Source organism: Ciceribacter sp. L1K23 (assembly GCF_018122705.1).
GTDB lineage: Bacteria > Pseudomonadota > Alphaproteobacteria > Rhizobiales > Rhizobiaceae > Allorhizobium.
Genome location: NZ_JAGRRC010000001.1, coordinates 3,243,713 through 3,267,697, shown reverse-complemented (window position 1 = coordinate 3,267,697; position 23,985 = coordinate 3,243,713). Strand labels below are relative to the sequence as shown.

Sequence of the window (23,985 nt, the reverse complement as noted above, 5' to 3'; positions counted from 1 at the left end):
CAAACGGTGCCGCGGGCCCGGTTGGAAAATCCACCATGATGTTCTAAAGTATAAGTGCGCAAAACGACTGTGGAACAGCCACGGTCGACCGAGGAGATCAGACGATGCCGGGCGGGCAGACCGACGGACAGCAGCGTGATGAGATAGAGAGCGCCGCACCCCGTCTGGTGAGGGGGCTGTCGACGCGTCTTCTCTGGCTGACAGTCATGTTCGTGATGATCGCCGAGGTCCTCATCTTCGTACCCTCCGTTGCCAATATGCGGCTTGCCTGGCTGCGGGACAGGCTGAACACGGCCGGCGCGGCGAGCGTTGTGATCGATGGGCTGCAGCCGATCGAGCTTCCGCGCGCCGTTCAGGACAGTGCCCTTATGGCGACCGGCACCAAGGCGATCGCGCTCCGCAGTGACGGCACTTCCAAACTTTTGGCGGTCGAGAACATGCCGCCGCAGGTCGACCTCACTTACGACCTGCGCGACGTGCCGATGCTGGATGCTGTCCGCGATGCCCTGTCGACGCTCCTGTTTGGTGGCGACCGTATCATGCAGGTCTATGGCCCCGTTGGAGACAGCGATACAGAGATAGAACTCCTTCTGGAGGAAAGCAGCCTCCGCAACGCCATGCTGGCTTATGCCCGCCAGGTGTTCAGCGTCTCGATCATCATCTCGCTGTTCACCGCCGTCCTCATCTTCCTTGCCATTAACCGCATGATGATCGTTCCCATGCGCCGGCTGACCCGCAGCATGCAGGCTTTTGCCGCCGAGCCGGAAAACCCCGCCCGCGTCCTGAGAGCCGGAAGCGGCGGTGATGAGATCGCGGTCGCCGAGCGCCATCTGGCCGCCATGCAGGAGCAGTTGCAGAAGACGCTGAAGCAACAGAAGAACCTTGCCGATCTTGGCCTGGCGGTCTCGAAGATCAACCACGACATGCGCAACATTCTCGCCTCCGCCCAATTGATGTCGGACCGTCTGGTCGATGTCGAGGACCCGATGGTGAAGAGCTTCGCGCCGAAGCTGTTGCGTACCATCGACCGCGCCGTGGGCTATACCAGCGAGGTGCTGGCCTATGGTCAGGCCTCCGAAGCCGAACCGCGCCGCCGACGTTTCCCGCTCTGTCACCTCGTCCAGGAAGTGCGCGATATTCTCGCTATAGATCCGGCCCACGGCATCCAGTTCGTGGATGTGGTGCCCGAGGATTTGGAGGTCGATGCCGACAGCGAGCAGCTTTTCCGGGTTATTCACAACATCTGCCGAAACGCGGTCCAGGCGCTGTCGAATCATCTTCCTTCCGATGCATCGCAGGAGCGATGCGTGACGCTGACGGCACACCGCGTCGGAACCGTGGTGTCGATTTCGATCGACGACACCGGTCCTGGCATGCCGCCGAAAGCCCGCGAAAATCTCTTCGCCGCTTTTCGCGGTTCGGCCCGTTCCGGCGGCACGGGGCTTGGCCTCGCCATTGCTCGCGAACTGGTCCTTGCCCATCGCGGCACCATCGCCCTGGTGGAGAAGCCCGATCCGGGAACGTTATTCCGCATCGAGATTCCGGATCGGCCGGTGGCGCTGGAAGACTGGCGTGCCCGCCTCGAGCGTCAATGACGTCGGCCAACGGATCCACCGGAGAAAAAGCTATCGTCGTTTTTTTCCGAAATCCTCTTGCATTCGCTTCGCTCTCGCTTTAGAGGATCGCCACGCAGCCGGCGACGCCGGTCTGAGGCAAGCACCCGTAGCTCAGCTGGATAGAGCACCAGACTACGAATCTGGGGGTCAGGAGTTCGAATCTCTTCGGGTGCGCCATTTTTTCCTGACATTTTGATTGCTTTGTTCGCGTTGGCTGAATGCTGCCCGCGAACGAACGCGTTGTTGCGCGCGAGGGCCGCCGCGAACCCATGCGTTGCCCGCATGACTGCCCTGTTTGACCATTTGATAAAAATCAATGTTGCGGCGCCGATCTTCCGCCATCTGGTAATGCGGCCTTTATTTCAGGGCCGGCGTCCAGGCCGATTTTCAGGAGCAACTCATGCTGCGTGACCGCATTCGCCACAAATCGCTGCTCGATCGAGTCATCACCGCCGATCAGGCTGCCGCGATGATTAGGGATGGCATGACGGTGGGCATGAGCGGTTTCACGCGGGCTGGCGAAGCGAAGGCCGTGCCGCTGGCGCTCGCCGAGCGTGCCAGGACCGATCCCTTGAAGATCACGCTCATCACCGGTGCCTCCCTCGGCAATGACCTCGACCGGACGCTGGCCGAAGCGCATGTCACGGCCCGCCGCATGCCCTTCCAGTCCGATCCGGGGCTGCGCAAGCTGATCAACGCAGGCGAGGTGATGTTCATCGACCAGCATCTCTCCGAAACGGTGGAACAGCTCCGCACCGGGCAGTTGCCGCCCGTCGACATCGCGGTCATCGAGGCGGTCGCCATCCTCGATCATGGCGGCATCGTGCCGACCACCTCCGTCGGTAATTCCGCCAGCTTCGCTATTCTCGCCGACAAGGTGATCGTCGAACTGAACATGTCGCAGCCGACCACGCTGGAAGGCCTGCACGACATCTTCATCCCGCAGCGCCGTCCATCGCGCATGCCGATTCCGGTGGTTACTGCCGACAGTCGCATAGGTCTGCCATACATTCCGGTGCCGCCGGAAAAGATCGCTGGCATCGTCATCTCGGAAAAGCACGACAGCTTCGCCAATGTCGACAAACCGGACGACGACACCCGCGCCATTGCCGGCCACCTGACGGATTTCCTGCTGAACGAGGTCCATAAGGGCCGCATGGGCTACGATCTCCAACCCCTTCAGGCCGGCATCGGGACGATTGCGAACGCCGTTCTCCACGGCTTCATTGACGCTCCCTTCCATGACCTGAAGATGTATTCCGAGGTTCTGCAGGATTCGACCTTCGAACTGCTCGATTCCGGCAAGCTGACCTTCGCCTCGGGTTCGTCGATCACGCTCTCGAGCGAGATGAACGCCCACATCCTGCCGCGCCTGGCGGAATACAAGCATCACCTGATCCTCAGGCCGCAGGAGATCAGCAATCATCCGGAAGTCATCCGGCGGCTCGGTCTCATCTGCATCAATACCGCGCTTGAGTTCGACATCTACGGCAACGTCAACTCAACCCATGTTGGCGGCACCCATATGATGAACGGCATCGGCGGCTCCGGAGATTTCGCCCGCAACGCCTACATGTCGATCTTCGTGACGAAATCGACGGCCAAGAAGGGTACAATCTCCTCCGTCGTGCCAATGGTAAGTCATGTCGATCATACAGAGCACGACGTCGACATCCTGATCACCGAGAAAGGCCTTGCGGATCTGCGCGGGCTCGCCCCGCGCGAGCGCGCCGAAGTGATCATCCGCAACTGCGTTCACGAGGGTTACAGGGATGCCCTGGCGGATTATTTCGACCGGGCAAGAGCGCGCGGCGGACAAACACCGCACGTCATCGAGGAAGCTCTCTCCTGGCATGTCGCTCTGCGCGAGCGCGGCACCATGATGCCTGGCTGAACGGCAACAAATCCGTGGCCAATATGCAGCAACTGATATATCACGAACACATGTGTTGTGGCCAAGGGCGCCAGCGCCGGCCCGCGCGGGTCCAGGCGGTGAAGGGGTGACGAACCATGCGTTGGAAGCGCACGATCCAGTTGATCGATGTTCATTGCGAAGGCGAAATCGGCAAGATCGCCGTCGGCGGCGTCCCCAAGATCCCAGGCACCACGATAGCCGAGCAGTTGCACTGGCTTAACACCGATCCCAAGGGCGAGGCGCTGCGTCGTTTTCTTGTTCTCGAACCGCGCGGCGCTCCGATCGGCTCCGTCAACCTGCTCCTGCCGGCCAAGCACCCCGATGCCGATGCGGGAATGGTCATTCTACAACCGGACCAGGCACATGCCAGTTCCGGTTCCAACTCCATCTGCATGACGACGGCGCTGCTCGAAAGCGGTATCGTCGAGATGAAGGAGCCCGAAACGGTCGTCGTTCTCGATACGGCGGCGGGCCTCGTCCGTGCGGTAGCGACCTGCCATGACGGTCGCTGCGAAAAGGTCACGCTGACAATGGTGCCGTCCTTCGTCGATACGCTCGACCTTCCCATAGAGACGGAAGAATGGGGCACCATCAGCGTCGACATCTGCTTTGGCGGCATCTTCTATGCGCTGGTTGATGCCGCATCGATCGGCGTGAAGATCGAGAAGGCCAATGCCCGCAAGCTGGTCGAAGCCGGCATGGTTCTCAAGGACCTGATCAACCGCACCGTTCCCGTGACGCATCCTGAAATCGAGGCGATTTCCGGCGTCGCCTATGTCATGTTCCGCGATATCGATCCGGATGGCGCCGTCCGCACCTGCACCACCATGTGGCCGGGCCGCGTCGACCGCTCTCCCTGCGGCACGGGCAATTCCGCAAATCTTGCGGCGCTTTACGCCCGCGGCAAGGTCAAGGTCGGCGATGTGTTCAAGTCGCGGTCGATCATCGGTTCCGAATTCGAGGTGGGGCTTTCGGCGACGACAACGATCGCCGGTCGTTCCGCCATCGTGCCGACGATAGCCGGACGCGGCTTCACCTTCGGTCTTCACCAGGTTGCGCTCGATCCCTTTGATCCTCTGGGCGACGGCTTCGCCCTGACGGACGTGTGGGGACCCTCGGCTGGAACTATTCTCTAGCCACGCCGGATCCGGCCGACCGCCGCGTTGTCTTCGCCCTTTATCAGCTTCTTCTGAATTGGACGTTTTTTGGCGCACATCGGTAAAATTGTCCGGATTTGCTTCAGCCAATTTCAGTCTGCTTTTGATAAATCCTCGTGGATACCGGCACTCCTCCAGATGAGGCTCTGCCGCAGGCGTATCGGGGTGGACTGACGGCGCTGCCGTCGACGGGAGCAGTTATGGCGATCTTGATCATTGAGGACAATGCGACCAACGCAATGGTGCTCAAGCACCTTGCGAAGAAGGTGACAACCGACGACATCGTGATTGAGGCCGATCCGGTCCGTGCTCTGGAGCTTTGCCATCACACGCGTTTCCGCCTGTTGATCGTCGACCATGTTCTGCCGGGCATGAATGGCGTCCAGTTCACCAAGGCAGTTCGCATGATGGAGCGCTATGACGACGTTCCGATGATCATGGTTACGGCAGACAGCGAACCAGGGCTTCGCCACGCGGCGATCGAGGCAGGCGTCACGGATTTCCTGACCAAGCCGGTCGAGGCCATCGCGTTCCGAACGCTGCTGTTTACGCATTACGGGCGGGCAGACGCCGCCGCCGTCGGCTGAAACGGACCGGTCATGAAAGCCTTACCTCCGCCGCATCCTCCGTTTCTGCAGTCGTTGCCGGCTCTGGCGCGGTCGTGGTGTCATGGAGGAGGGCTATGACCAGGTTCTCCAACATCAGCGGCGATATCATCCGCAAGGCTGGCAAGACCACATTCATCCTTCAGGTGCTTTCAGCCGCGTTGCTCGTGGTTCTCGTTATTCTTTTCGCCGACATATCCAGCCGCTTCCGCAAACTTCAGGATGGCATTCGCGAGAATGTCGTGTGGTCGACCTACCAACTGGATCGCGAGGTGAGGGGGCTGGACCACGATCTCGCGGAAATTGTCTCCGGACGCGCCGCGCACCCGACCATGGTCTACGCGCTTGCCGCGCTGGAAAGCCGCTATGAAGGCGTGTCAGCTCGCGTTTCCGAGATCAGGGATTCGCTGCGTTCGGATTATTTCTCTGGCGACATGGTCGTCGACGTGATGGTGAGCGATATCGAGGCCGAGATCGGTGCGCTTGCACCTCTTATTGCAAGCCTCGCGCCGCGTGGCGATCTGGACGATAATGCCGTGACCGCCTTCGACCAGGCGACGGTTCGGCTGGCCGCCAGGACGGATGAGCTGCTGCTGCACACCAATGAGCGATTGAAGGGCGAGCGGGCTCGAAGCCAGGCTGCGGTGCGCGAACTCGAAAAGACGTCCGCCATCATGCTCGTCCTGTTGATGGCGTCGGTGATTTTTCTCGTCGTCACGCTGCGGCGCCAGTTGAAATCGGTCCGCGCCGCCGGCCTGAGCCTGGAAGCGATGACGCACGAACTGACGGACGCCTATGAGGCGGCCGATGCCGGCAACCGTGCCAAATCGCAATTCATGGCGACTATGGGACACGAGATTCGCACCCCCCTCAACGCGATCCTCGGCATGGCCGAACTCCTGCAGCTGTCGAAGCTGCCGGACGATGCCGCTGCCAGCGTGAAGACGATCCGGGCCTCGGGCGAGGCGTTGCTGGAAGTCATCAACGAGATCCTCGACTATTCGAAGATCGAGCACGGCAAGCTCGAACTGGAGGAACGCGCGGTCGATATTCGCAGCCTCTCCGAAAGCACCGTCGGCATCATCCGCGGTCGCGCGGACGAACACTGCAACACCGTCGTTCTCGATATCCCCGATTCGCTCCACGCCCGCTACGTGCGCACCGATCCGACGCGCTTGCGCCAGGTTCTGCTGAACCTGCTCAGCAACGCGGTGAAATTCACCAGCGAAGGCACGGTCACTCTGCGCCTGCGCGAGTTCTACCGTGACAGTGCCCTGATGCTGCGGTTCGAGGTCGAGGATACCGGCATCGGCATCGAGGAATCAGGCATAGAGAAACTGTTCAAGCCCTTTTCCCAGGTTGATGCCTCGATCAGCCGCAAATACGGCGGCACCGGGCTCGGCCTCACGATCTGCAAGCAGATCGTTGAAAAGCTCGGCGGCGAACTGGGCATGAGCAGCACCGTCGGCGTCGGCAGCATCTTCTGGTTCGAACTGGCGGTCACGCCCACCGTTCGCGAGGAAGTTCGCCACCAGGCACGCATCAACGAGCTGCTGGAAGACCTCCCGCACCTGCGAATTCTTCTCGTCGAGGACAATGCCGTCAACCAGCAGGTGGCCGTGCGCTTCCTCGAACGCCTCGGCCAGGACGTAACAGTCGCCGCGGATGGCGTCGAAGCGCTTGATCTAACGTCTCGCGAGGACTTCGACCTAATTTTGATGGATATGCAGATGCCCGTGATGGATGGAATAGAAGCGACGCGTCGCATCCTGGAGCGCGGGGGCCGCGCAGCCGCAACGCCGATCGTGGCGATGACCGCAAATGCCTCCGACGATGATCGCCGCCGCTGCGCCGAGGCAGGTATGTCCGGCTTCGAATCGAAGCCGGTGACGATGGAACGGCTTCGCAGCGTCATCGCTCATCACGCCGCCGGCCCCGAGCCTCAGGTCGAGGTCGACTACACTGCGGAAGCCGCATCGGCCGAAGACCTCAATCCCTTCGCCGGCATCGACGAACTCGTCGGCTTCGATGAGGCGCGTCAGAATGAACTTCTCGACGCTCTGGGAGAAGATGTCTTCCGCGAACTGATGGAATGTTTCTTCACGGATGCCGACCAGTTGATCGGTGAGTTGCAGGATGTCGTTGCCAAGGGCGAGCCCCAGGCGGTCGACCGCGTCCTGCATACGATCAAGGGTGCTGCCGTGAATGTTGGACTGAACGGCATCGCAGAGCGCGCCCACGCCCTGCGCCAAAGCCCGCCCACGCCCGCCGATATCCAGGATCTCAGCGGCGAAATCGAATTCATGAAATCAAGGCTTGTCGCCTGAACGGCACGGAGGAAGTCATGCGTATTCTCCTGGTGGACGATAACAACACCAACCTGAAACTGATCACCAAGCTGGTGGCCAAGCTCGAAGGCTGCGAAGCCTTGCCCTTTTCGAGTCCTGACGCCGTGCTGTCTGCGCTGCCGGATCTCGATTTCGATGTCGCCATCCTGGATTTCCAGATGCCGGTTTACAACGGGGTAGAGCTCTACACCGAAATCGCCCGCTTCGAAAAATACGCGGCGGTCCCGGTCATCTTCATCACAGCTGACACCGATATGACGACGCGCATGGAGGCGCTGAATGCCGGCGCGATCGATTTCCTGACGAAGCCGGTCAATCCTGTGGAGTTCCACGCGCGCGTCCACAATATCGTCAGCCTCGCCGATGCGCGCCGCAAGCTCGCAGACCAGGCGGAATGGCTGCGCCGCGAGGTGGACAAGGCGGTGGTTCAACTGCGCGAGCGCGAGCAGGAGATCATTCATCGCCTGACGCTTGCCGCCGGTTACAAGGACCCTGAAACCGCCCGCCACACCAAGCGCGTCGCCGCCTATTCGGAGGCAATTGCGCGCGAACTGGGTCTGTCCGAAGAGCAGTGCCGCGATATTCTTCTCGCCGCGCCCATGCACGACATTGGCCAGGTCGCCATTCCCGATACGGTCCTGCTCAAGCAGGGTCGGCTGACGGAAGCCGAGTATCGCCAGATGCAGGCCCACACGCAGGCTGGAAGCGATATCCTCGCCCGCACACATTCTTCGCTTCTGCAACTGGCATCGGAGATTGCCGCCAGCCATCACGAACGCTGGGACGGACAGGGATATCCGAACCGGCTCGCTGGCGAGGCGATCCCGCTTGTCGGCCGCATCGTTTGCATCGCCGACAATTTCGATGCGCTGACGACCGAGCGTCCCTACAAATCGGCCTGGACCTACGAGCGCACCGTGGAGCACATTCTCGGCCGCGCCGGCACCCAGTTCGACCCGGCTTGCGTCGCAGCGTTCGAACGTGCCCTTCCTGTCATTCGCGACATCATGGAGGTGGATCGCCGTGAGCGTCTGCTTGAGGCTGCGGAAAAAGCTGGCGACATGGTGAGGGAAAAAATCGCCTGACAACAGGCAATCTCCTTGTCTTGGCGGCATGACGTGGTATCGACGGGCAACCTTGAAACAGCGTGAGGCCCGTCATGAAAACCCTGAGCATCCGCCGTCCCGACGACTGGCATCTGCATCTGCGCGACGGGGCGATGCTGGAAGGCGTTGTCGGTGATACGAGCCGCCATTTTGGCCGCGCCATCATCATGCCCAACCTTGTTCCGCCCGTTGTCACGACGGCGGATGCTGCGTCCTATCGCGATCGGATTCGGGCGGCGATGTCTCCCGGTGATGCCTTCAAGCCGCTAATGACGCTCTATCTGACGGAGCACACCGATCCCGCCGACGTCGAGGCCGGCCAGCGTTCGGGTCTGATCACCGCCGTCAAGCTTTATCCTGCCGGAGCTACGACCAACTCCCACGGCGGTGTCCGTGACATGGAAAAGGCCATGCCGGTGCTGGAGCGCATGGCTGACATCGGCCTGCCGCTCTGCGTCCACGGCGAGGTGACGACGCCAGAGGTCGACATCTTCGATCGCGAGGCGGTATTCATCGAGACGGTTCTCGATCCGCTGCGTCGCCGTCTGCCGGAGCTGAAAGTGACGATGGAGCATGTCACCACCAAGGAAGGCATCGACTATATCCTCTCGTCGAAGAAGAACCTCGCGGGGTCGATCACCACCCATCACCTGATCATCAACCGCAATGCGATCCTGGTTGGTGGCATCCGCCCGCATTATTATTGCCTGCCGGTCGCCAAGCGCGAGCATCATCGTCTCGCTTTGCGCGCCGCCGCCACGTCCGGCGATGCCCGCTTCTTCCTCGGCACCGATTCCGCCCCCCATGTTGATCCGTTGAAGGAGTGCGGCTGCGGATGCGCCGGCATCTACACCTCGATCAACACGATGAGCTGTCTCGCTCATGTGTTCGAGGAGGAGAATGCGCTGGAGAAGCTTGAGGCTTTCACCTCGCTCAACGGTCCTGCATGGTACGGCCTGCCGGCCAACGAGGACAGGATCACCCTGGTGCGGCGGGAAGAACCGGCTTCCTATCCGGCAAAGATCGAAACCGGCGCCGGCCCCGTCACCGTCTTCGATCCGATGTTCCCTCTGCACTGGGCGGTCGAGTAGTCGTCTTCAAGACCATTTTTGCGCCGATAGATGCCGATCCCGTTGTCCTGCACAGGCAGCCAGCGTAAACCTCACCTGCGTGGGAGTTTGCAAGGGATCGTAGAAAATGGATTTTCAAACCGCAGTCCGCACAGTTCTTTCGAAATATGCCACCTTCAACGGACGCGCATCGCGCCCTGAATTCTGGTGGTTCGTCCTCTTTGTTTTTCTCGTCAACATCGTCACGTCGATAATCGACAGCGTGATCTTCGGGACGCCACTGCTGAATTCCATTGCCGCGCTCGGCTTATTGCTGCCGCAACTCGCCGTCGGCGCCCGCCGTCTCCACGATACCGATCGCAGCGGCTGGTGGCTTCTGATTGCGTTCATCCCGCTGATCGGCTGGATCGTGTTGATCTACTTCAACATCCAGCCCAGCCAGCAGGGTGACAACCGCTTCGGCCCTCAACCGGCGGCCTGACATTCAAGAAATGCCCGGGACCTATGTTCCGGGCATTTTTCGTCATACGCGGGCTACTCAGCTCATGACCTGCGGTAACAGTCCGGCAAGCCCGATCAGGATCAGGTATATTGCCACAACGTAATTCAGCAGGCGCGGCATGATCAGGATCAGAATGCCGGCGATCAGGGCGATCAGCGGCTGGATGATGAGATAGTTGTTCATGGGGTCTCCTTTGTAAGTCCGGCGTCGTCGGTCTGGGTTGTGGACGGTATGCCGCGCGCGCGTTCGAACGCGGCCCGAAGTTCCTGTTCCTTCGATGTGTCGAGATTGGTGCGGATGATCCGGCCGCCGTGCATCGACAGCTTGTCGATCACCTTGTCGGAGGCTGCACGATCCGCCAGAACGAAGAGCGCCGCCTGGCCGGGTTGAAGAACGCCGGCCACGTCCTTCATGAAGTTGTCGTTGATGCCGTAGTCGGTCAGCGCGCCTGCAAGCGCGCCGGCGCCCGCGCCGGCCGCCACGCCAATCAGCGGATTGAAGAACAGGATGCCCGCAAGCAACCCCCATAAGGCGCCGCCCGATGCTCCGATGCTCCACATCGACACCATCTGGTGCAGCTTGATCTCTCCGATGTCGTTCGCTTCCGCGACGACCGCATCCTTGATTTCGACGAGATATTCCTTCGAAAGCTGATAGAGCGTGTTGCGCGCCCCTTCTGCCGTCTGGCTGTCTGGATAGCCGATAACTATGAGTTCAGACATGGAAGTCACTCCTCTCGCCCTGACGGGCTGGTGGTTGGCTCATTAACAGATCTGATGTGGGGAAGGTTCCGGCCGGCCGTTAGAGGCGCCCGGATTAATTCTGGGTCATCTAACGGTTTGCTATCGCCGCCGGGGCGGTCCATCGTCTGGTCAGTCGGGCCTGTTGCTGCTATGGCGCTCTTGGCAACCAGCGACAGGAGCAAGCGATGATCCAGACCAATTTCCCCGAACCCGCCGTGATGGCCGAGCTCGTCGCGAAAATGCTCTGGGAGATCAAGGCGGTCCATTTCTCCGCCGACAAGCCCTACAAGCTTTCGTCCGGCATGATGAGCCCGGTCTACATCGATTGCCGCAAGCTTATTTCCTATCCGCGCGTGCGTTCCGCCGTTATGGATTTCGCCGCCGCGACAATCATGCGCAATGCCGGCTTCGAGCAGTTCGACGCGGTCGCCGGCGGCGAGACCGCGGGTATTCCGTTCGCGGCTTTCCTGTCGGAGCGTCTCGGCCTGCCGATGATCTATGTCCGCAAGCAGCCCAAGGGCCATGGCCGCAATGCCCAGATCGAGGGCCACATGCCGGAAGGCGCTCGCGTCCTGGTCATTGAGGATCTGACGACGGCTGGCGGCAGCATGTTCAAGTTCATCGACGCCATCCGCGCCGCCGGCGGCGTCGTCGACCACGGAATGGCGCTCTTCTTCTACGGGATCTTCCCGGAAGCACATGCCCGTTTCGACAACGGCAAGGTGAAGCTCCACTACATCGCGACCTGGCGCAACGTGCTCGCCGTGGCGCGCGATCAGAAACTCTTCGACGAGAAAACCCTTGCCGACGTCGAGGCATTCCTCGACGCTCCGCTCGAATGGTCCGGCCGCAACGGCGGCGTAAGTGAGCTTTCGCTCTAGTAAGTTGGCAAAAGCTCAGTTATCGATTTCGGAACAAGAGTTAGCATCGGGAGGACATCATGATTGTATGCTGCGGCGAAGCCCTCATTGACATGCTGCCGCGTGAAACCACGCTCGGCGAAAAAGCCTTCGCGCCCTATGCCGGCGGTGCGATCTTCAACACCGCGATCGCGCTCGGCCGCCTCGGCATCGAGACCGGCTTCTTCACTGGCCTCTCCGACGACATGCTGGGCGATATCCTGCGCGAGACGCTGAAATCCTCCGGCGTCGACTTCAGCTATTGCGCCACCCTGTCGCGCCCGTGCACGATCGCGCTCGTCAAGCTCACCAACGGTCAGGCAACCTACGCCTTCTACGACGAGAACACCGCCGGCCGCATGATCACTGAAGCCGATCTTCCAACCTTCGATGACAGCTGCGAGGCCCTGCATTTCGGCGCGATCAGCCTCATTCCGGAACCCTGCGGCTCGACCTACGAGGCGCTGATGACCCGCGAGCACAAGACCCGCGTCATCTCGCTCGACCCGAACATCCGCCCGGGCTTCATCAAGGATAAGGCCGCCCACCAGGCCCGCATCGCGCGCATGGCCGATATGTCCGACATCCTCAAATTCTCCGATGAAGACCTCGACTGGTTCGAGCTGCCGGGCACCCAGGACGAGCGCGCCGCCCATTGGCTGACGCGCGGCGCGAAGCTCGTGGTCCTGACCAAGGGTGCTGAAGGGGCCACCGCCTACACCGCCAATTTCAAGGTCTCTGTGCCCTCTGAAAAGGTCGAGGTCGTCGACACGGTCGGCGCCGGCGACACCTTCGACGCCGGCATCCTCGCCTCGCTCAAGCGTCAGGGCCTGCTGACCAAGGACAAGGTTGCCACGCTCTCGGAAGACGCCGTGCGCGAGGCGCTGACGGTCGGGGCGAAGGCCGCGGCCGTGACTGTGTCGCGCGCCGGCGCCAATCCGCCGACGGCGGCCGAAATCGGCTTCTGAGCGAGTTGGCGTGGCTCAGACCGCCCCATCCTCGCGAAATTCGAGGATGTCCCCCGGCTGACAGTCGAGCACGCGGCAGATGTTCTCCAGCGTGTCGAAGCGCACGCCCTTGACCTTGCCCGACTTCAGCAGGGAAATGTTCTGCTCGGTAATTCCAACCCGCTCGGCCAGTTCCCTCGATCGCATTTTTCTCTTGGCCAGCATCACGTCCAGGTTCACGACGATAGGCATCCGTCAAACGAAGCTCCGATAGTCGGCCTCGAGGTCTGCCCCCACCGCCATGATATGGCCGAGCAGGACCAGCATCCCTGCGAGCAGCAGGAGGAAGAGTTCCGTGGTCCCAAATGCCAATGTCAGCATCTTCTGCCCCGGCGGATTGGCGTAGGTAACCGCCAGGATCGCGGCCGTCCGCGATACGACGGACGATAAAGCGCCCGCAAAGGCGAATATCCCTGCCCGACGTAAGAGCACACCACACCGCGCGGAAAACACCTCGCCGTGTGCGTAGCGATCGAAGAGTGACCAAACGGCGAGCAAACCTCCGGAGGCGATGACCGTATTGATACAGCCGATGAGGATGAGCACGCCAATGGCGACGGGCGTGAAGGTCATCGGCAAGGAAGCACCGGACAGGTAGCGTCCGATGTCCGTCGTGAAGTTCTGCAAATCAAACGAAAGCCTCCAGGCACAGTAGGCAAGGGTGGCACCGCCGGTGAGCGCGATGGCCATCACCAGCAGTTTCAAGACTTCGCTCAGGCGGCGGATTTTCTGAAAGGCGTCACCAGTCATGATAATTTCCCGTTGCTTTTCGTATAAAAATTATCGTAAAACAATAAATCAATATCGTCAAACAATATGTGAGCAACGGGATGTCCTCTTCACCTCTGCCTGCCGTCGCTGCGTTCGTCTTGGTGTTGTCACTCCTCTCCTCGTGCACAACGGTCGATCCGCAAACGGCCGCGAAACTTGCCGCGCTCTCACCGCTTGATGCCGATCCTGGTCAGTTGCGTGTCGCAATAAAGCTTCCTGCCCCTCTCGAACTCGGCAACGGCAACGCGCTTCTGACGATGGGCTGGTCGCCGGGCGGCGGAGTGCCGATCCATCATACATACAGATTGAATGTAACGGAAACTCCGAATGCCATCGCCGGACTGGAGGTCCTCCTGGGGCCGGGCGAAAAACTGGTCGTCCTGTCGCTCGCCGCTCGCGATGTCGTCGGCCTGCGCGCCTTTCAGGGGAAGATCCGGGCGGAGAAGCAGGAGGGCAGCGACGGCAAGGGAAGCCTCAGCGTACGAATTTCTGGTGGCTGTTGGCAGGGCGACTTTCCGGCCGCCACCAGCAGATTGCCGTTCGAGATATGGTTGCGGACATCTCCGCACGAAGACTATCTGCCGCTGGTCCAGAACGCGAACCTCATGGATGGCTTAAGCCCCGCCGGAGTGACGACTATCCAGAGATGTTCGTGAGGTGCTCAAGTCACCCCCGCGCCTTGAGCAGCGCTTTCACCAGCCCCGCCGTCGAGCTATCGTGCCCCTCGGCGCTGTCCTTGCCCTGCACCACCGGCAACAGCCCCGTCGCCAGCTCCTTGCCGAGCTCCACGCCCCACTGATCGAACGAGTTGATGTCGAACAGCGCGCCCTCGACGAAGACGCGGTGCTCGTAAAGCGCGATCAGACGTCCGAGCGCGAACGGCGTCAGCTGGTCGTAGACGAAGGTGATCGAAGGACGGTTGCCGGCAAACACACGGTGCGGCGCAATTCGTTCGATTTCCGCCTCGTTCATCTTGCCCTTGAGCTGCGCCCTGGCCTCGTCGAGGGATCGTCCCTTCATCAGGGCTTCCGATTGCGCTAGGCAATTCGCCATCAGCAGTTCGTGCTGGTGACGGAGATCCGGCTCGAATCCGTTGGCGGCGATCATGAATTCCGCCGGGATGATGTCCGTGCCCTGGTGGATCAGCTGGTAGAAGGCGTGCTGGCCGTTTGTTCCAGGCTCGCCCCAGACGACGGGCCCCGTCGGTCCGGCGACGGGCTTGCTGCCGATCGTCACACTCTTGCCGTTCGATTCCATGTCGAGCTGCTGCAGATAGGCCGGAAAGCGCGACAGCCGCTGGTCGTAGGGCAGGATGGCTCGGGTCGGATAGCCGAGCACGACGCGGTGATAGTAGCCGATCAGGCCGAGCAGCATGGGCAGGTTCGAGGCCGTCGGCGCCTCGCGGAAATGCCGGTCCATCGCATGCGCGCCGTCTAGGAAGGCACCGAAATTCTCCGGGCCGATCGCGATCATCAGTGGCAGGCCGATCGCCGACCAGATGGAATAGCGTCCGCCAACCCAGTCCCAGAAGCCGAACACGCGGGAGCCGTCGATACCGAAGGCCGCAACCTTGTCGAGTGCGGTGGAGACCGCCGCGAAATGATGGCCGACGGCATCTTCTCCAAGCGCATCGGCGATGAATGTCCGCGCCGTTTGCGCGTTGGTCATCGTTTCGATTGTCGTGAAGGTCTTCGACGCGACGATAAAGAGCGTCGTTTCGGCGTTGAGCAGCTTCAGCGTGTCGGCGATATGCGCCCCGTCGACATTGGAGACGAAATGCAGGCGTGGCCCGTCATGGAACGGCGCCATCGCCAGCGTCGCCATCGCCGGTCCGAGATCTGAGCCGCCGATGCCGATATTGACGACATCGGTGATCGCCTTGCCGGTCGCGCCCTTGATCGTGCCGTCGCGGATACCGTCCGCGAACGCGCCCATGGCCGCCAGCACGCCGTTGACGTCAGGCATGACATCCTTGCCGTCCACTATGACAGGCGTGTTGGCACGGTTGCGAAGCGCCGTGTGCAGGACCGCGCGCCCCTCGGTGAAGTTGATCGGCGCGCCGGCAAACATCGCATCGCGCTTCTTGGCGACACCCGCCGCATCGGCAATCTGGCCGAGCAGGCTCATGATTTCGCCGTTCACCGCGCATTTGGAGTAATCCATCAACAGGTCGTCGAGCCGCGCGCTAAACGTCGAAAACCGCGATGCATCGGCCTTGAAGGCGGCGCGCAGGTCGGTGGCCTTGGTGGCGGCCACGGTGTCTTTGAGTTTGGCGATGATGGATTGCATGGAGCGCTTCCTCCGGCTGGCATGGAGGCGCAAACTAGTCCTGTTGAGTGACGTAAATCAAGTTCACCCGAGGCTAAAAAGCGAACGGCGCCCGAAGGCGCCGCCACGTCGAACCTTGCGTTCAAATCTCAGCCGCGCAAATCCTTCCTCAGGATCTTGCCGACATTGGTCTTCGGCAGTTCGGTGCGGAACTCCACGAACCGGGGACGCTTGTAGTTGGTCAGGTTCTGGGCGCAATGCGCCTTCACCTGTTCCTCGGTAAGCGCCGGATCCTTCCGGACCACGAAAAGCTTCACGGCCTCGCCCGAATGCGGGTCCGGAACACCGATCGCCGCCGCCTCCAGGATGCCGGGATGCATGGCCGCCACTTCCTCGATCTCGTTCGGATAGACGTTGAAGCCCGAGACCAGGATCATGTCCTTCTTGCGGTCGACGATCTTGATGTAGCCGCGCTCGTCCATCAGGCCCATGTCGCCGGAGCGGAAGAAACCGTCGGCGGTCATCACATTGGCGGTGTCCTCGGGACGTCCCCAGTAGCCCGCCATCACCTGCGGCCCGCGAATACAGATCTCGCCGACCTCGCCGATCGGCAGCGTCTTGCCATCCTCGTCGCGAATCTCGACATCGGTCGAGGGAAGCGGCAACCCGATCATCCCCGAGAACTCTAGGCTGTCGAGCCTGTTGACGGTCGCAACAGGCGATGTCTCCGAAAGCCCGTAGCCTTCCGCGATCGGGCAGCCCGTCATCTCGCGCCAGCGCTCGGCGACTGGCCGCTGCACCGCCATGCCGCCGCCGAGCACCAGCAGCAGCGAGGAAAAGTCCACCTTGGTGAATTCCGGATTGTTCATCATCGCGTTGAACAGCGTGTTGAGGCCCGGAAACACGTGCGCCTTGTGTTGCTGCAACTCTTTCAGGAACGCGGGAATATCGCGCGGATTGGCGATCAGCAGATTGTGGCTGCCGGTCGCGATCCCCATCAACGAGTTCACCGTCAGCGCGAAGATATGATAGAGCGGCAGCGCGCAGATGAAGGTCATCGTCTCCGGCCGCCCCTTGCGAATGAAGACATCCTCGAGCCAGAGGCTGATCTGCATCTTGTTGGCGAGCAAATTGGCATGCGTCAGCGTCGCGCCCTTCGAGACACCGGTGGTGCCGCCGGTATATTGCAGGAACGCCACGTCGTCGCGTTTCACGCCCGCCGGTTTCAGGGACAGGCCACGCCCGCCCTTCAGGGCCTGCTTGAAGCTTGTGTGGCCGGGGATCGACCAGGCCGGCACCAGCTTTTTCACGCGACGCACGACAAGGTTGACGATCAGGCCCTTGGGCCCCAGCATGTCACCCATGGTCGCAACGACCACCGTCTTCACAGAGGTCTGCGGCAGCACCTGCTGCACCGTGTGGGCGAAGTTCTCCAGAACGAAGATGATCTTGGCCCCGGCATCGTTGAGCTGATGCTGCAGTTCGCGTGGGGTATAGAGCGGATTGACGTTCACCACCGTATAGCCGGCGCGCAGGATGCCGTAGACGATCACCGGGTTCTGCAGGATGTTCGGCAACATCACGGCAACCCGGTCGCCCTTTGCCAATCCCTGCGCCTGCAGCCATGCGCCTATTGCGCGCGAATGCGCCTCGATCTCGCCGAAGCTCATGCCACGGCCCATGCTCGAAAAGGCGAGACGATCGCCATACTTCGCACAGCTTGCCTCGAACAGATCTCCGAGCGAGTTGTACTCAAACGCCGGAATTTCGGCGGGTACGGATGCCGGATAGGAGGAAAGCCACAGCTTTTCCTCGGCTTTCCCGCTCGGACGTGTCGAAAGGTCCGTCATTCTTCTTTTCTCCTCCCTTGGCACTCCCGACCGGCGACTGTCCTCCTTGCCGGAAAGGCCTCCTCGCTAGCCTCGTCGCAGATTATGCCATTGCAGTGTCACGGCAAGAGGCAATAATCTGAATTTACCTTAACGTAAACGTTAAAACGATTCGTGCAACGGGGGCGTTCCTTTCTGGCTGTCCGCCACGCGATGAACGGATGTCATAAAGGTCCTGTAACGGCAGGCAGGTCTTGCCCCGGCTTTCCCTAGCCCTTAAGACTTTCGTCAGAACCCGCCTCGGAGATGTCGATCATCCATGACTGCTAAGCCCGTTCTCGTGGTTGGGGGTGCCGGTTACATCGGCTCCCACACCTGCCTCCACCTGTCGCGCAAGGGCTTTCTGCCCATCGTCTACGACAATCTCACCAACGGTCATTCCGAGTTCGTAAAATGGGGTCCGCTGGAGCAGGGCGATATCCGCGACCGCGCCCGTCTCGACAAGGTTCTGGCGAAGCACAAGCCCGTGGCGATCATGCATTTCGCCGCGCTCATCGAGGTTGGTGAAAGCGTCAAGGAACCCGTCGCCTTCTACGAGAACAACGTCATCGGTTCGCTGACCCTGCTGTCCGCCGCCCAGGCGGCCGGGATCAAGGCCTTTGTGTTCTCCTCGACCTGTGCCACCTATGGACTGCCGCAGCAGGTGCCGATGGACGAGACCCATCCCCAGGCGCCGATCAATCCATATGGCCGAACCAAGTGGATCATCGAGCAGGCGCTCAAGGACTACGACGCCTATACCGGCTTCCGTTCGGCCATCTTGCGCTATTTCAATGCGGCCGGCGCCGATTTCGAGGGTCGCATCGGCGAATGGCACACGCCCGAGACTCACGCGATCCCGCTTGCGATCGAGGCGGCGCTCGGCCGGCGCCAAGGTTTCAAGGTCTTTGGCACTGACTACGACACCCGCGACGGCACCTGCGTGCGCGACTACATCCACGTCATGGATCTCGCTGATGCGCATGTTCGGGCGCTGCAGCATCTCCTCGATGGCGGTGGTTCGGTCGAGCTCAATCTCGGCACCGGCACCGGCACGACCGTCAAGGAACTGCTGGAAACGATCATCCGGGTCTCCGGCAAGGATTTCGCGGTCGAACAGACGGACCGGCGCCCCGGCGATTCACCCGCTCTCGTGGCCAACAATGCCAAGGCATTCGAGGTGCTGGGCTGGCAGCCGCGCTGCACCCTCGACGAGATCATCGACACCGCCTGGCGCTGGCATTCGTCCAGCAACATGCACGATTGACGCAACGATATTATAGGCTTGCTGCTTGCCCGACCGTGCTTCTGCACTGGTTGTAGCGGAATGTGGCGCGGCCTCTGGTCATTCGGGTGTTAACCCTTCGCTGATCGTCCCCTTGGCTTGTTCCTGGGCAGGCGCTATGGCTTCGGCTCGCGCTGCCGGCAGCATCACCTGCAGACAGCGCGTCACCATCTTTGGGGAGTGATTTACGTGCGCATCGCGATCATCGGTACCGGTTATGTCGGCCTCGTGTCCGGCGTGTGCCTTTCTGAATTCGGCCATCAGGTCGTCTGCATCGACAAGATCGCCGACAAGATCGACCGGCTGAAGGCGGGCGAGGTGCCGATTTACGAACCAGGGCTCGATGATCTCATCGCCAGGAACGTCGCGGCCGGTCGTCTGTCCTTCACCACCGATCTAGCAGGCCCCGTCGCCGAGGCGGACGCGGTCTTCATCGCTGTCGGAACGCCCTCGCGCAAGAGCGATGGTCACGCCGATCTGCGCTATGTCTTCGCCGCCGCTGCCGAAGTCGCACGCGCGGTGCAAGGCTTCACCGTCGTCGTGACGAAGTCGACCGTGCCGGTCGGCACCGGCGACGAGATCGAGCGCATAATCCACGAGGCCAACCCGCACGCCGATGTCGCCGTGGTCTCCAATCCCGAATTCCTGCGCGAGGGTGCGGCGATCGAGGACTTCATGAAGCCCGATCGCGTCGTGATCGGCATGAACGACGATCGCGCTCGCCAGATCATGGCCGACATCTACAAGCCGCTGGACGCGGAAAAGCACCCGGTCGTCTTCACCGCGCGCCGCACCTCCGAACTTATAAAGTACGCCGCCAATTCTTTCCTGGCGCTGAAACTCGCCTATATCAACGAAATCGCCGATCTCTGCGAACACGTGGGCGCAAACATTCAGGATGTCTCGCTCGGCATGGGCCTCGACACGCGCATCGGCCGCAAGTTCCTCAATGCCGGTCCCGGCTATGGCGGTTCCTGCTTCCCCAAGGATACCCTCGCTCTCGTCAAGACGGCGCAGGACCACAGCGCTCCCATCCGTCTGATCGAAACCATCGTCGGCATCAACGAAACCCGAAAGCGCGCCATGGCCCGCAAGATCGAGCTCGCCGTCGGCGGCGATCTGCGCGGCAAGACGATTGGTATTCTCGGTTTGACCTTCAAGCCTGACACTGACGACATCCGGGAATCACCGGCGCTGTCGATTGTTCAGGCTCTGCTCGACAAAGGCGCCCGGCTGAAGGCTTACGATCCCGAGGGCATGCCGGCCTTCAGCGAGACCATGCCCGACCTCGATTACAAGTCAGGCATCGGTGAAGTCGCCGATGGAGTGGATGCGCTTGTGATCATCACGGAATGGAGCCATTTCCGCGATCTCGACTTTGCCGATCTCGCAAAGCGCATGAAACGGCCGGTTCTGGTCGACCTCCGCAACATCTACGACCGAAAGGCCGTCGCGGCGGCCGGCTTCGAATACCATAGTGTCGGCCGCGCCGACTGAAGAGCCGGGTTTCGATGAAATGAGTCAGTTCGTTCGCGGTGGCGGCGAACTCTCCGCCCTGTCTTCAGACTCGAATTCACGAACGAGGCCGAAAAAGGCGCGCATGAAACGCTCCATGATGCCGATCGAACGATCCACCTCTGCATCGCTCGGCAGGTTCTCGCCGGACGATGAAAGGCCCGTAGCGCCGGCTTTGTCCTCCAGCGCTTTCACCCGCTTTTCCAGACGGTCGAGCTGTTCTTCATAGGCCGCGCGCTCGTCCGCCGCCATCCGGCAGATCAGGCTACCTTCCCTGTCCTGGCAGAGCGACATTGCGCCGGTGCGCGTGTCGAGCCGCACGATACCGTTCTCGGTGCGCTCCAGTTGGAAACGCCGGGCATCTGCGACCTGGGCTGCGGCCGGGCCGGCTATCGTGATCACGGCGACGAGTGCGATGAGGCGTATGGCTGACACGGGATGGTTCCTCCTGGGCTGCGCTTCCCATCGATAACGCACGACATGGACAGGCGCTGCATTTCTCAGTATGCGCTTGCAAACAGCGTAAGGACAGGCGGCGAGATGACCACAATCTACAAGATCGTGCCGGAGGAATTATGGCAACCGGCGCGGCAAAGCGGCGAATTCGCCGGCGCGCCCATCGACCTAAAGGACGGCTTCATCCATTTTTCCACCGCCGCCCAGGTCCGCGAGACGGCGCGGCTGCATTTCTCTGGACAGGAAAACCTGCTGCTTGTGGCTGTTGATGCCGACGTTCTGGGCGAGGCGCTTCGCTTCGAAGCCTCTCGCGGCGGTGACCTTTTCCCGCATCTCTATGCCACGTTGCCCCTCGGGGCGGTTCTTTGGGAGGCGCCGCTACCGGTCGGCGCCGACGGTCTGCATACCTTTCCGGAGCTCCACCCATGATCGACCCCTTCAAGATCGGCCGCCGCGGCCTCTTCCTCTTCGATCCGGAAACGGCGCATGGCCTGTCGGTCGCCGCCCTGAAATCCGGCCTCGTTCCCTCCTGCCGCGCGCCGCACGATCCGCGCCTCGTGCAGCAGGTCGCCGGGCTGACCTTCCCCAATCCGCTGGGAATGGCCGCCGGCTACGACAAGAATGCCGAGGTTCCGGACGCGCTGCTGAACCTCGGCTTCGGCTTCGCCGAAGTGGGCACTCTCACGCCTAAGCCGCAGTCAGGTAACCCGAGGCCCCGCATCTTCCGCCTTGAGCGCGACAATGCGGTCATCAACCGGCTCGGCTTTAACAATGAGGGTCACGCCTCGGCCCTTGCCCGGCTACAGGCGCGCAAGGGCGTCGGCATCGTCGGCGTCAACATCGGCGCCAACAAGGACAGCGACGACCGCATCGCCGACTATGTAACCGGCATTCATCGCTTCTACGGCGTGGCAGGCTATTTCACCGCCAACATCTCCTCGCCGAACACGCCCGGCCTGCGTGATCTGCAGGCGCGTGAAAGCCTCGCCGCTCTCCTGAAGGCGGTGCTTGCCGCCCGCGACGAGAAGGTTCTGTCCGCCGGCATCCGCCGCCCCGTCTTCCTGAAGATCGCCCCCGATCTGACGGAAGAGGGCATGGACGACATCGCCGAAGAGGTTCTAGCGAGTGGCCTCGATGGCCTCATCGTCTCCAACACCACCCTGTCGCGCGAAGGCCTGACCGACACGCGGCAGGCTTCCGAAGCCGGCGGCCTGTCAGGCGCGCCGCTGTTCGAAACATCGACGGCGGTACTCGCCCGAATGCGCAAGCGCGTCGGACCCGACCTGCCGATCATTGGCGTCGGCGGCGTCTCGTCGGTGGAAACGGCGCTCGAAAAGATCCGCGCCGGCGCCGATCTAGTGCAGCTTTATTCCTCGATGGTCTACGAAGGCCCGGCACTTCCCGGCCGCATCGTGCGTGGCCTCTCGAAATACTGCGCCGACAATGGCGTCGCTTCGATCCGCGACCTTCGCGACAGCCGCCTGGATCACTGGGTCGCGGCGAAGGTCTGATCGAGCTTCGGCTTCAGGCGCGCAAGCAGGAACAGCCCACGCATCGCCAGAAACAGGTTGAGCGCGATCCACAGGCCGTGATTGCCGAGCGTCGGGACCAGAACCGCCAGCGACGCCATGTAGCCGGCGAACGCCGCCAGCATCATGTTGCGCATGTCCCGCGACCATGTTGCACCAATGAACACCCCGTCCATCTGAAAGGCGAGCGCCCCGCTGAAAGCCGTAATCGCCGCCCAGGGAAGATACTGGTAGGCGGTCGCGCGTACCTCTTCCGACGTCGTCATCACGTCGATCACATTCGCTCCGAAGATGAGGAAGAAGGCGGTCGTGACGCCTGCGAGGCCGAACGACCAGATGGCGGTGAGCCTGACGGCCCTGACGAAACCGGGTTTGTAGTTCGCGCCGATCGCCCGTCCCGTGATCTGCTCGGCGGCATTGGCGAACCCGTCGAGATAGTAACCGGCGACGAGAAAGATATTCATCAGCACGGCATTCGCGGCAAGTGCGACGGGACCGAAGGTCGTGCCGATCCGGGTCATGGTGGTAAACGCGATCAGCAGCGCGAACGAACGGATCAGGATATCGCGATTGATCGAGAACAGCCGCCGCAGTTCGGTAGCATCCAATATCTCGGCAAGGCTCGGCTTCTCCCTGCCGCGGCCCCCTGCCAGCACGATCGAGAGCCCGATTATCATGGCGACCGCCTCGCCGATCACCGTCCCCCAGGCAACGCCGGCAATCCCCCAGCCAAGCGTCAGCCCCAAGTGGATCGATAGCACGATATTCGTCCCGTTCAGCAGCGCCTGCAGTAACAGTCCCGTCTTGCCACGCCCTTGTCCGAGAACGAAACCGAGCAGCGTGAAATTTGCGAGCGTCAGCGGCCCCGCCAGGATGCGGATCAAGAAATAGGTCGAGGTTGCCTCCGCCACCTCGCCCTCCGGTCCCATCAGCCATAGCCCGGCCTGAAGCAGAAGCGGCGACAGGATCAGTAGGGCAAGTCCCAGTGCAACGGACAGAACGAAGGATCGCCAGAACACTGCCTGCTGTTCTTTCCCGTCGCCCCTTCCATAGGCCTGCGCCGTCAGCGCCGTCGTGGATGCCCTGAGAAAACCCAGCGACGCGAAGATCAGGTCGAAGAGAGCCGCGCCGATCGCCAGCCCGGCGAGCGCGGAGGCTTCGCCGGTCCGCCCGACAACGGCTGTATCGGTCAGTCCGAGCAGTGGTGTCGTCAGAAAGCCAAGCGTCATCGGAATGGCGATCGACAGCACCAGCCGGTTGGTGACGTCGAAAGGTCGGGACGCGGGGGAGGGTAGTTGCATGGGGTGCTCTCGGTAATGCCGAGA

Annotated in this window: 23 protein-coding genes and 1 tRNA gene; 16 read left to right on the top strand and 8 right to left on the bottom strand. The window is 61.6% G+C overall.

Annotated elements, in window-relative coordinates; all coding sequences use genetic code 11:
- The first annotated feature begins 104 nt into the window (after positions 1-104).
- The 9 genes from J5J10_RS15765 to J5J10_RS15725 all read left to right on the top strand — a co-directional run bounded on the left by J5J10_RS15765 (position 105) and on the right by J5J10_RS15725 (position 10,298).
- Positions 105-1,595 carry a HAMP domain-containing sensor histidine kinase gene (locus J5J10_RS15765; RefSeq protein ID WP_211930586.1) on the top strand — a complete coding sequence of 497 codons (1,491 nt, stop codon included), beginning with the start codon at positions 105-107 and terminating at the stop codon, positions 1,593-1,595.
- Between the two features lie 121 nt (positions 1,596-1,716).
- A tRNA-Arg gene (locus tag J5J10_RS15760) sits at positions 1,717-1,793 on the top strand.
- 223 nt (positions 1,794-2,016) lie between these two features.
- On the top strand, positions 2,017-3,510 hold the full coding sequence (locus tag J5J10_RS15755; protein ID WP_211930585.1) for an acetyl-CoA hydrolase/transferase family protein: 1,494 nt from the start codon (positions 2,017-2,019) through the stop codon (positions 3,508-3,510).
- 116 nt (positions 3,511-3,626) lie between these two features.
- Positions 3,627-4,667: a proline racemase family protein gene (locus J5J10_RS15750; RefSeq protein WP_211930584.1), complete on the top strand. Its 1,041-nt coding sequence runs from the start codon at positions 3,627-3,629 to the stop codon at positions 4,665-4,667.
- Positions 4,668-4,888: 221 nt separating this feature from the next.
- Entirely contained in the window at positions 4,889-5,275 is a 387-nt protein-coding gene (locus tag J5J10_RS15745) for a response regulator (RefSeq protein WP_211930583.1), read from the top strand.
- Between the two features lie 95 nt (positions 5,276-5,370).
- Positions 5,371-7,620, top strand: coding sequence for an ATP-binding protein (locus J5J10_RS15740; protein ID WP_211930582.1), 2,250 nt, complete (start codon positions 5,371-5,373; stop codon positions 7,618-7,620).
- A gap of 17 nt (positions 7,621-7,637) precedes the next feature.
- Entirely contained in the window at positions 7,638-8,726 is a 1,089-nt protein-coding gene (locus J5J10_RS15735) for an HD domain-containing phosphohydrolase (protein ID WP_211930581.1), read from the top strand.
- Between the two features lie 74 nt (positions 8,727-8,800).
- Positions 8,801-9,838 carry a dihydroorotase gene (gene pyrC, locus J5J10_RS15730; protein ID WP_211930580.1) on the top strand — a complete coding sequence of 346 codons (1,038 nt, stop codon included), beginning with the start codon at positions 8,801-8,803 and terminating at the stop codon, positions 9,836-9,838.
- Positions 9,839-9,944: 106 nt separating this feature from the next.
- Entirely contained in the window at positions 9,945-10,298 is a 354-nt protein-coding gene (locus J5J10_RS15725; protein WP_211930579.1) for a DUF805 domain-containing protein, read from the top strand.
- Positions 10,299-10,355: 57 nt separating this feature from the next.
- On the opposite strand, the gene J5J10_RS15720 is transcribed toward J5J10_RS15725, so the two are convergent.
- Entirely contained in the window at positions 10,356-10,502 is a 147-nt protein-coding gene (locus J5J10_RS15720) for a DUF3096 domain-containing protein (protein WP_208548358.1), read from the bottom strand.
- Positions 10,499-11,041: a DUF1269 domain-containing protein gene (locus J5J10_RS15715; RefSeq protein WP_211930578.1), complete on the bottom strand. Its 543-nt coding sequence runs from the start codon at positions 11,039-11,041 to the stop codon at positions 10,499-10,501. The genes J5J10_RS15720 and J5J10_RS15715 overlap by 4 nt, the downstream gene beginning before the upstream one ends.
- Before the next feature lie 206 nt (positions 11,042-11,247).
- On the opposite strand from J5J10_RS15715, the gene J5J10_RS15710 reads away from it, so the two are divergent.
- Together J5J10_RS15710 and J5J10_RS15705 are read left to right on the top strand one after the other, a co-directional pair.
- A complete protein-coding gene (locus tag J5J10_RS15710) occupies positions 11,248-11,943 on the top strand; it encodes an orotate phosphoribosyltransferase (protein ID WP_211930577.1) in 696 nt (231 codons plus the stop codon).
- A 59-nt stretch (positions 11,944-12,002) separates the two neighbouring features.
- Positions 12,003-12,929 carry a carbohydrate kinase gene (locus J5J10_RS15705; RefSeq protein WP_211930576.1) on the top strand — a complete coding sequence of 309 codons (927 nt, stop codon included), beginning with the start codon at positions 12,003-12,005 and terminating at the stop codon, positions 12,927-12,929.
- Between the two features lie 15 nt (positions 12,930-12,944).
- On the opposite strand, the gene J5J10_RS15700 is transcribed toward J5J10_RS15705, so the two are convergent.
- Complete coding sequence (locus tag J5J10_RS15700) at positions 12,945-13,160, bottom strand: helix-turn-helix transcriptional regulator (protein ID WP_208548362.1); 216 nt, start codon at positions 13,158-13,160, stop codon at positions 12,945-12,947.
- 3 nt (positions 13,161-13,163) lie between these two features.
- Positions 13,164-13,718, bottom strand: coding sequence for a DUF2975 domain-containing protein (locus J5J10_RS15695; protein ID WP_211930575.1), 555 nt, complete (start codon positions 13,716-13,718; stop codon positions 13,164-13,166).
- A gap of 80 nt (positions 13,719-13,798) precedes the next feature.
- Here J5J10_RS15695 and J5J10_RS15690 point away from each other — a divergent pair, with 80 nt between their 5' ends.
- A complete protein-coding gene (locus J5J10_RS15690) occupies positions 13,799-14,395 on the top strand; it encodes a hypothetical protein (protein ID WP_211930574.1) in 597 nt (198 codons plus the stop codon).
- 10 nt (positions 14,396-14,405) lie between these two features.
- Here the strand turns inward: J5J10_RS15690 and pgi are convergent, their stop codons facing one another.
- Positions 14,406-16,028, bottom strand: coding sequence for a glucose-6-phosphate isomerase (gene pgi / locus J5J10_RS15685; RefSeq protein ID WP_211930573.1), 1,623 nt, complete (start codon positions 16,026-16,028; stop codon positions 14,406-14,408).
- Positions 16,029-16,156: 128 nt separating this feature from the next.
- Positions 16,157-17,857: a long-chain fatty acid--CoA ligase gene (locus J5J10_RS15680; protein WP_211930572.1), complete on the bottom strand. Its 1,701-nt coding sequence runs from the start codon at positions 17,855-17,857 to the stop codon at positions 16,157-16,159.
- A 298-nt stretch (positions 17,858-18,155) separates the two neighbouring features.
- On the opposite strand from J5J10_RS15680, the gene galE reads away from it, so the two are divergent.
- The gene (gene galE, locus J5J10_RS15675; protein ID WP_211930571.1) at positions 18,156-19,142 is read left to right on the top strand and encodes a UDP-glucose 4-epimerase GalE; all 987 of its coding nucleotides are present in this window, start codon (positions 18,156-18,158) and stop codon (positions 19,140-19,142) included.
- Between the two features lie 207 nt (positions 19,143-19,349).
- Positions 19,350-20,657 carry a UDP-glucose/GDP-mannose dehydrogenase family protein gene (locus tag J5J10_RS15670; protein WP_211930570.1) on the top strand — a complete coding sequence of 436 codons (1,308 nt, stop codon included), beginning with the start codon at positions 19,350-19,352 and terminating at the stop codon, positions 20,655-20,657.
- Between the two features lie 24 nt (positions 20,658-20,681).
- On the opposite strand, the gene J5J10_RS15665 is transcribed toward J5J10_RS15670, so the two are convergent.
- The gene (locus J5J10_RS15665) at positions 20,682-21,101 is read right to left on the bottom strand and encodes a hypothetical protein (protein WP_211931267.1); all 420 of its coding nucleotides are present in this window, start codon (positions 21,099-21,101) and stop codon (positions 20,682-20,684) included.
- 114 nt (positions 21,102-21,215) lie between these two features.
- On the opposite strand from J5J10_RS15665, the gene J5J10_RS15660 reads away from it, so the two are divergent.
- Together J5J10_RS15660 and J5J10_RS15655 are read left to right on the top strand one after the other, a co-directional pair.
- Positions 21,216-21,560: a DUF952 domain-containing protein gene (locus tag J5J10_RS15660; RefSeq protein WP_211930569.1), complete on the top strand. Its 345-nt coding sequence runs from the start codon at positions 21,216-21,218 to the stop codon at positions 21,558-21,560.
- Positions 21,557-22,642: a quinone-dependent dihydroorotate dehydrogenase gene (locus J5J10_RS15655; protein WP_211930568.1), complete on the top strand. Its 1,086-nt coding sequence runs from the start codon at positions 21,557-21,559 to the stop codon at positions 22,640-22,642. Before J5J10_RS15660 ends, J5J10_RS15655 begins: the two co-directional genes overlap by 4 nt.
- Here J5J10_RS15655 and J5J10_RS15650 read toward each other — a convergent pair.
- A complete protein-coding gene (locus J5J10_RS15650) occupies positions 22,618-23,961 on the bottom strand; it encodes an MATE family efflux transporter (RefSeq protein WP_211930567.1) in 1,344 nt (447 codons plus the stop codon). The genes J5J10_RS15655 and J5J10_RS15650 overlap by 25 nt on opposite strands.
- Between the last annotated feature and the right edge of the window lie 24 nt (positions 23,962-23,985).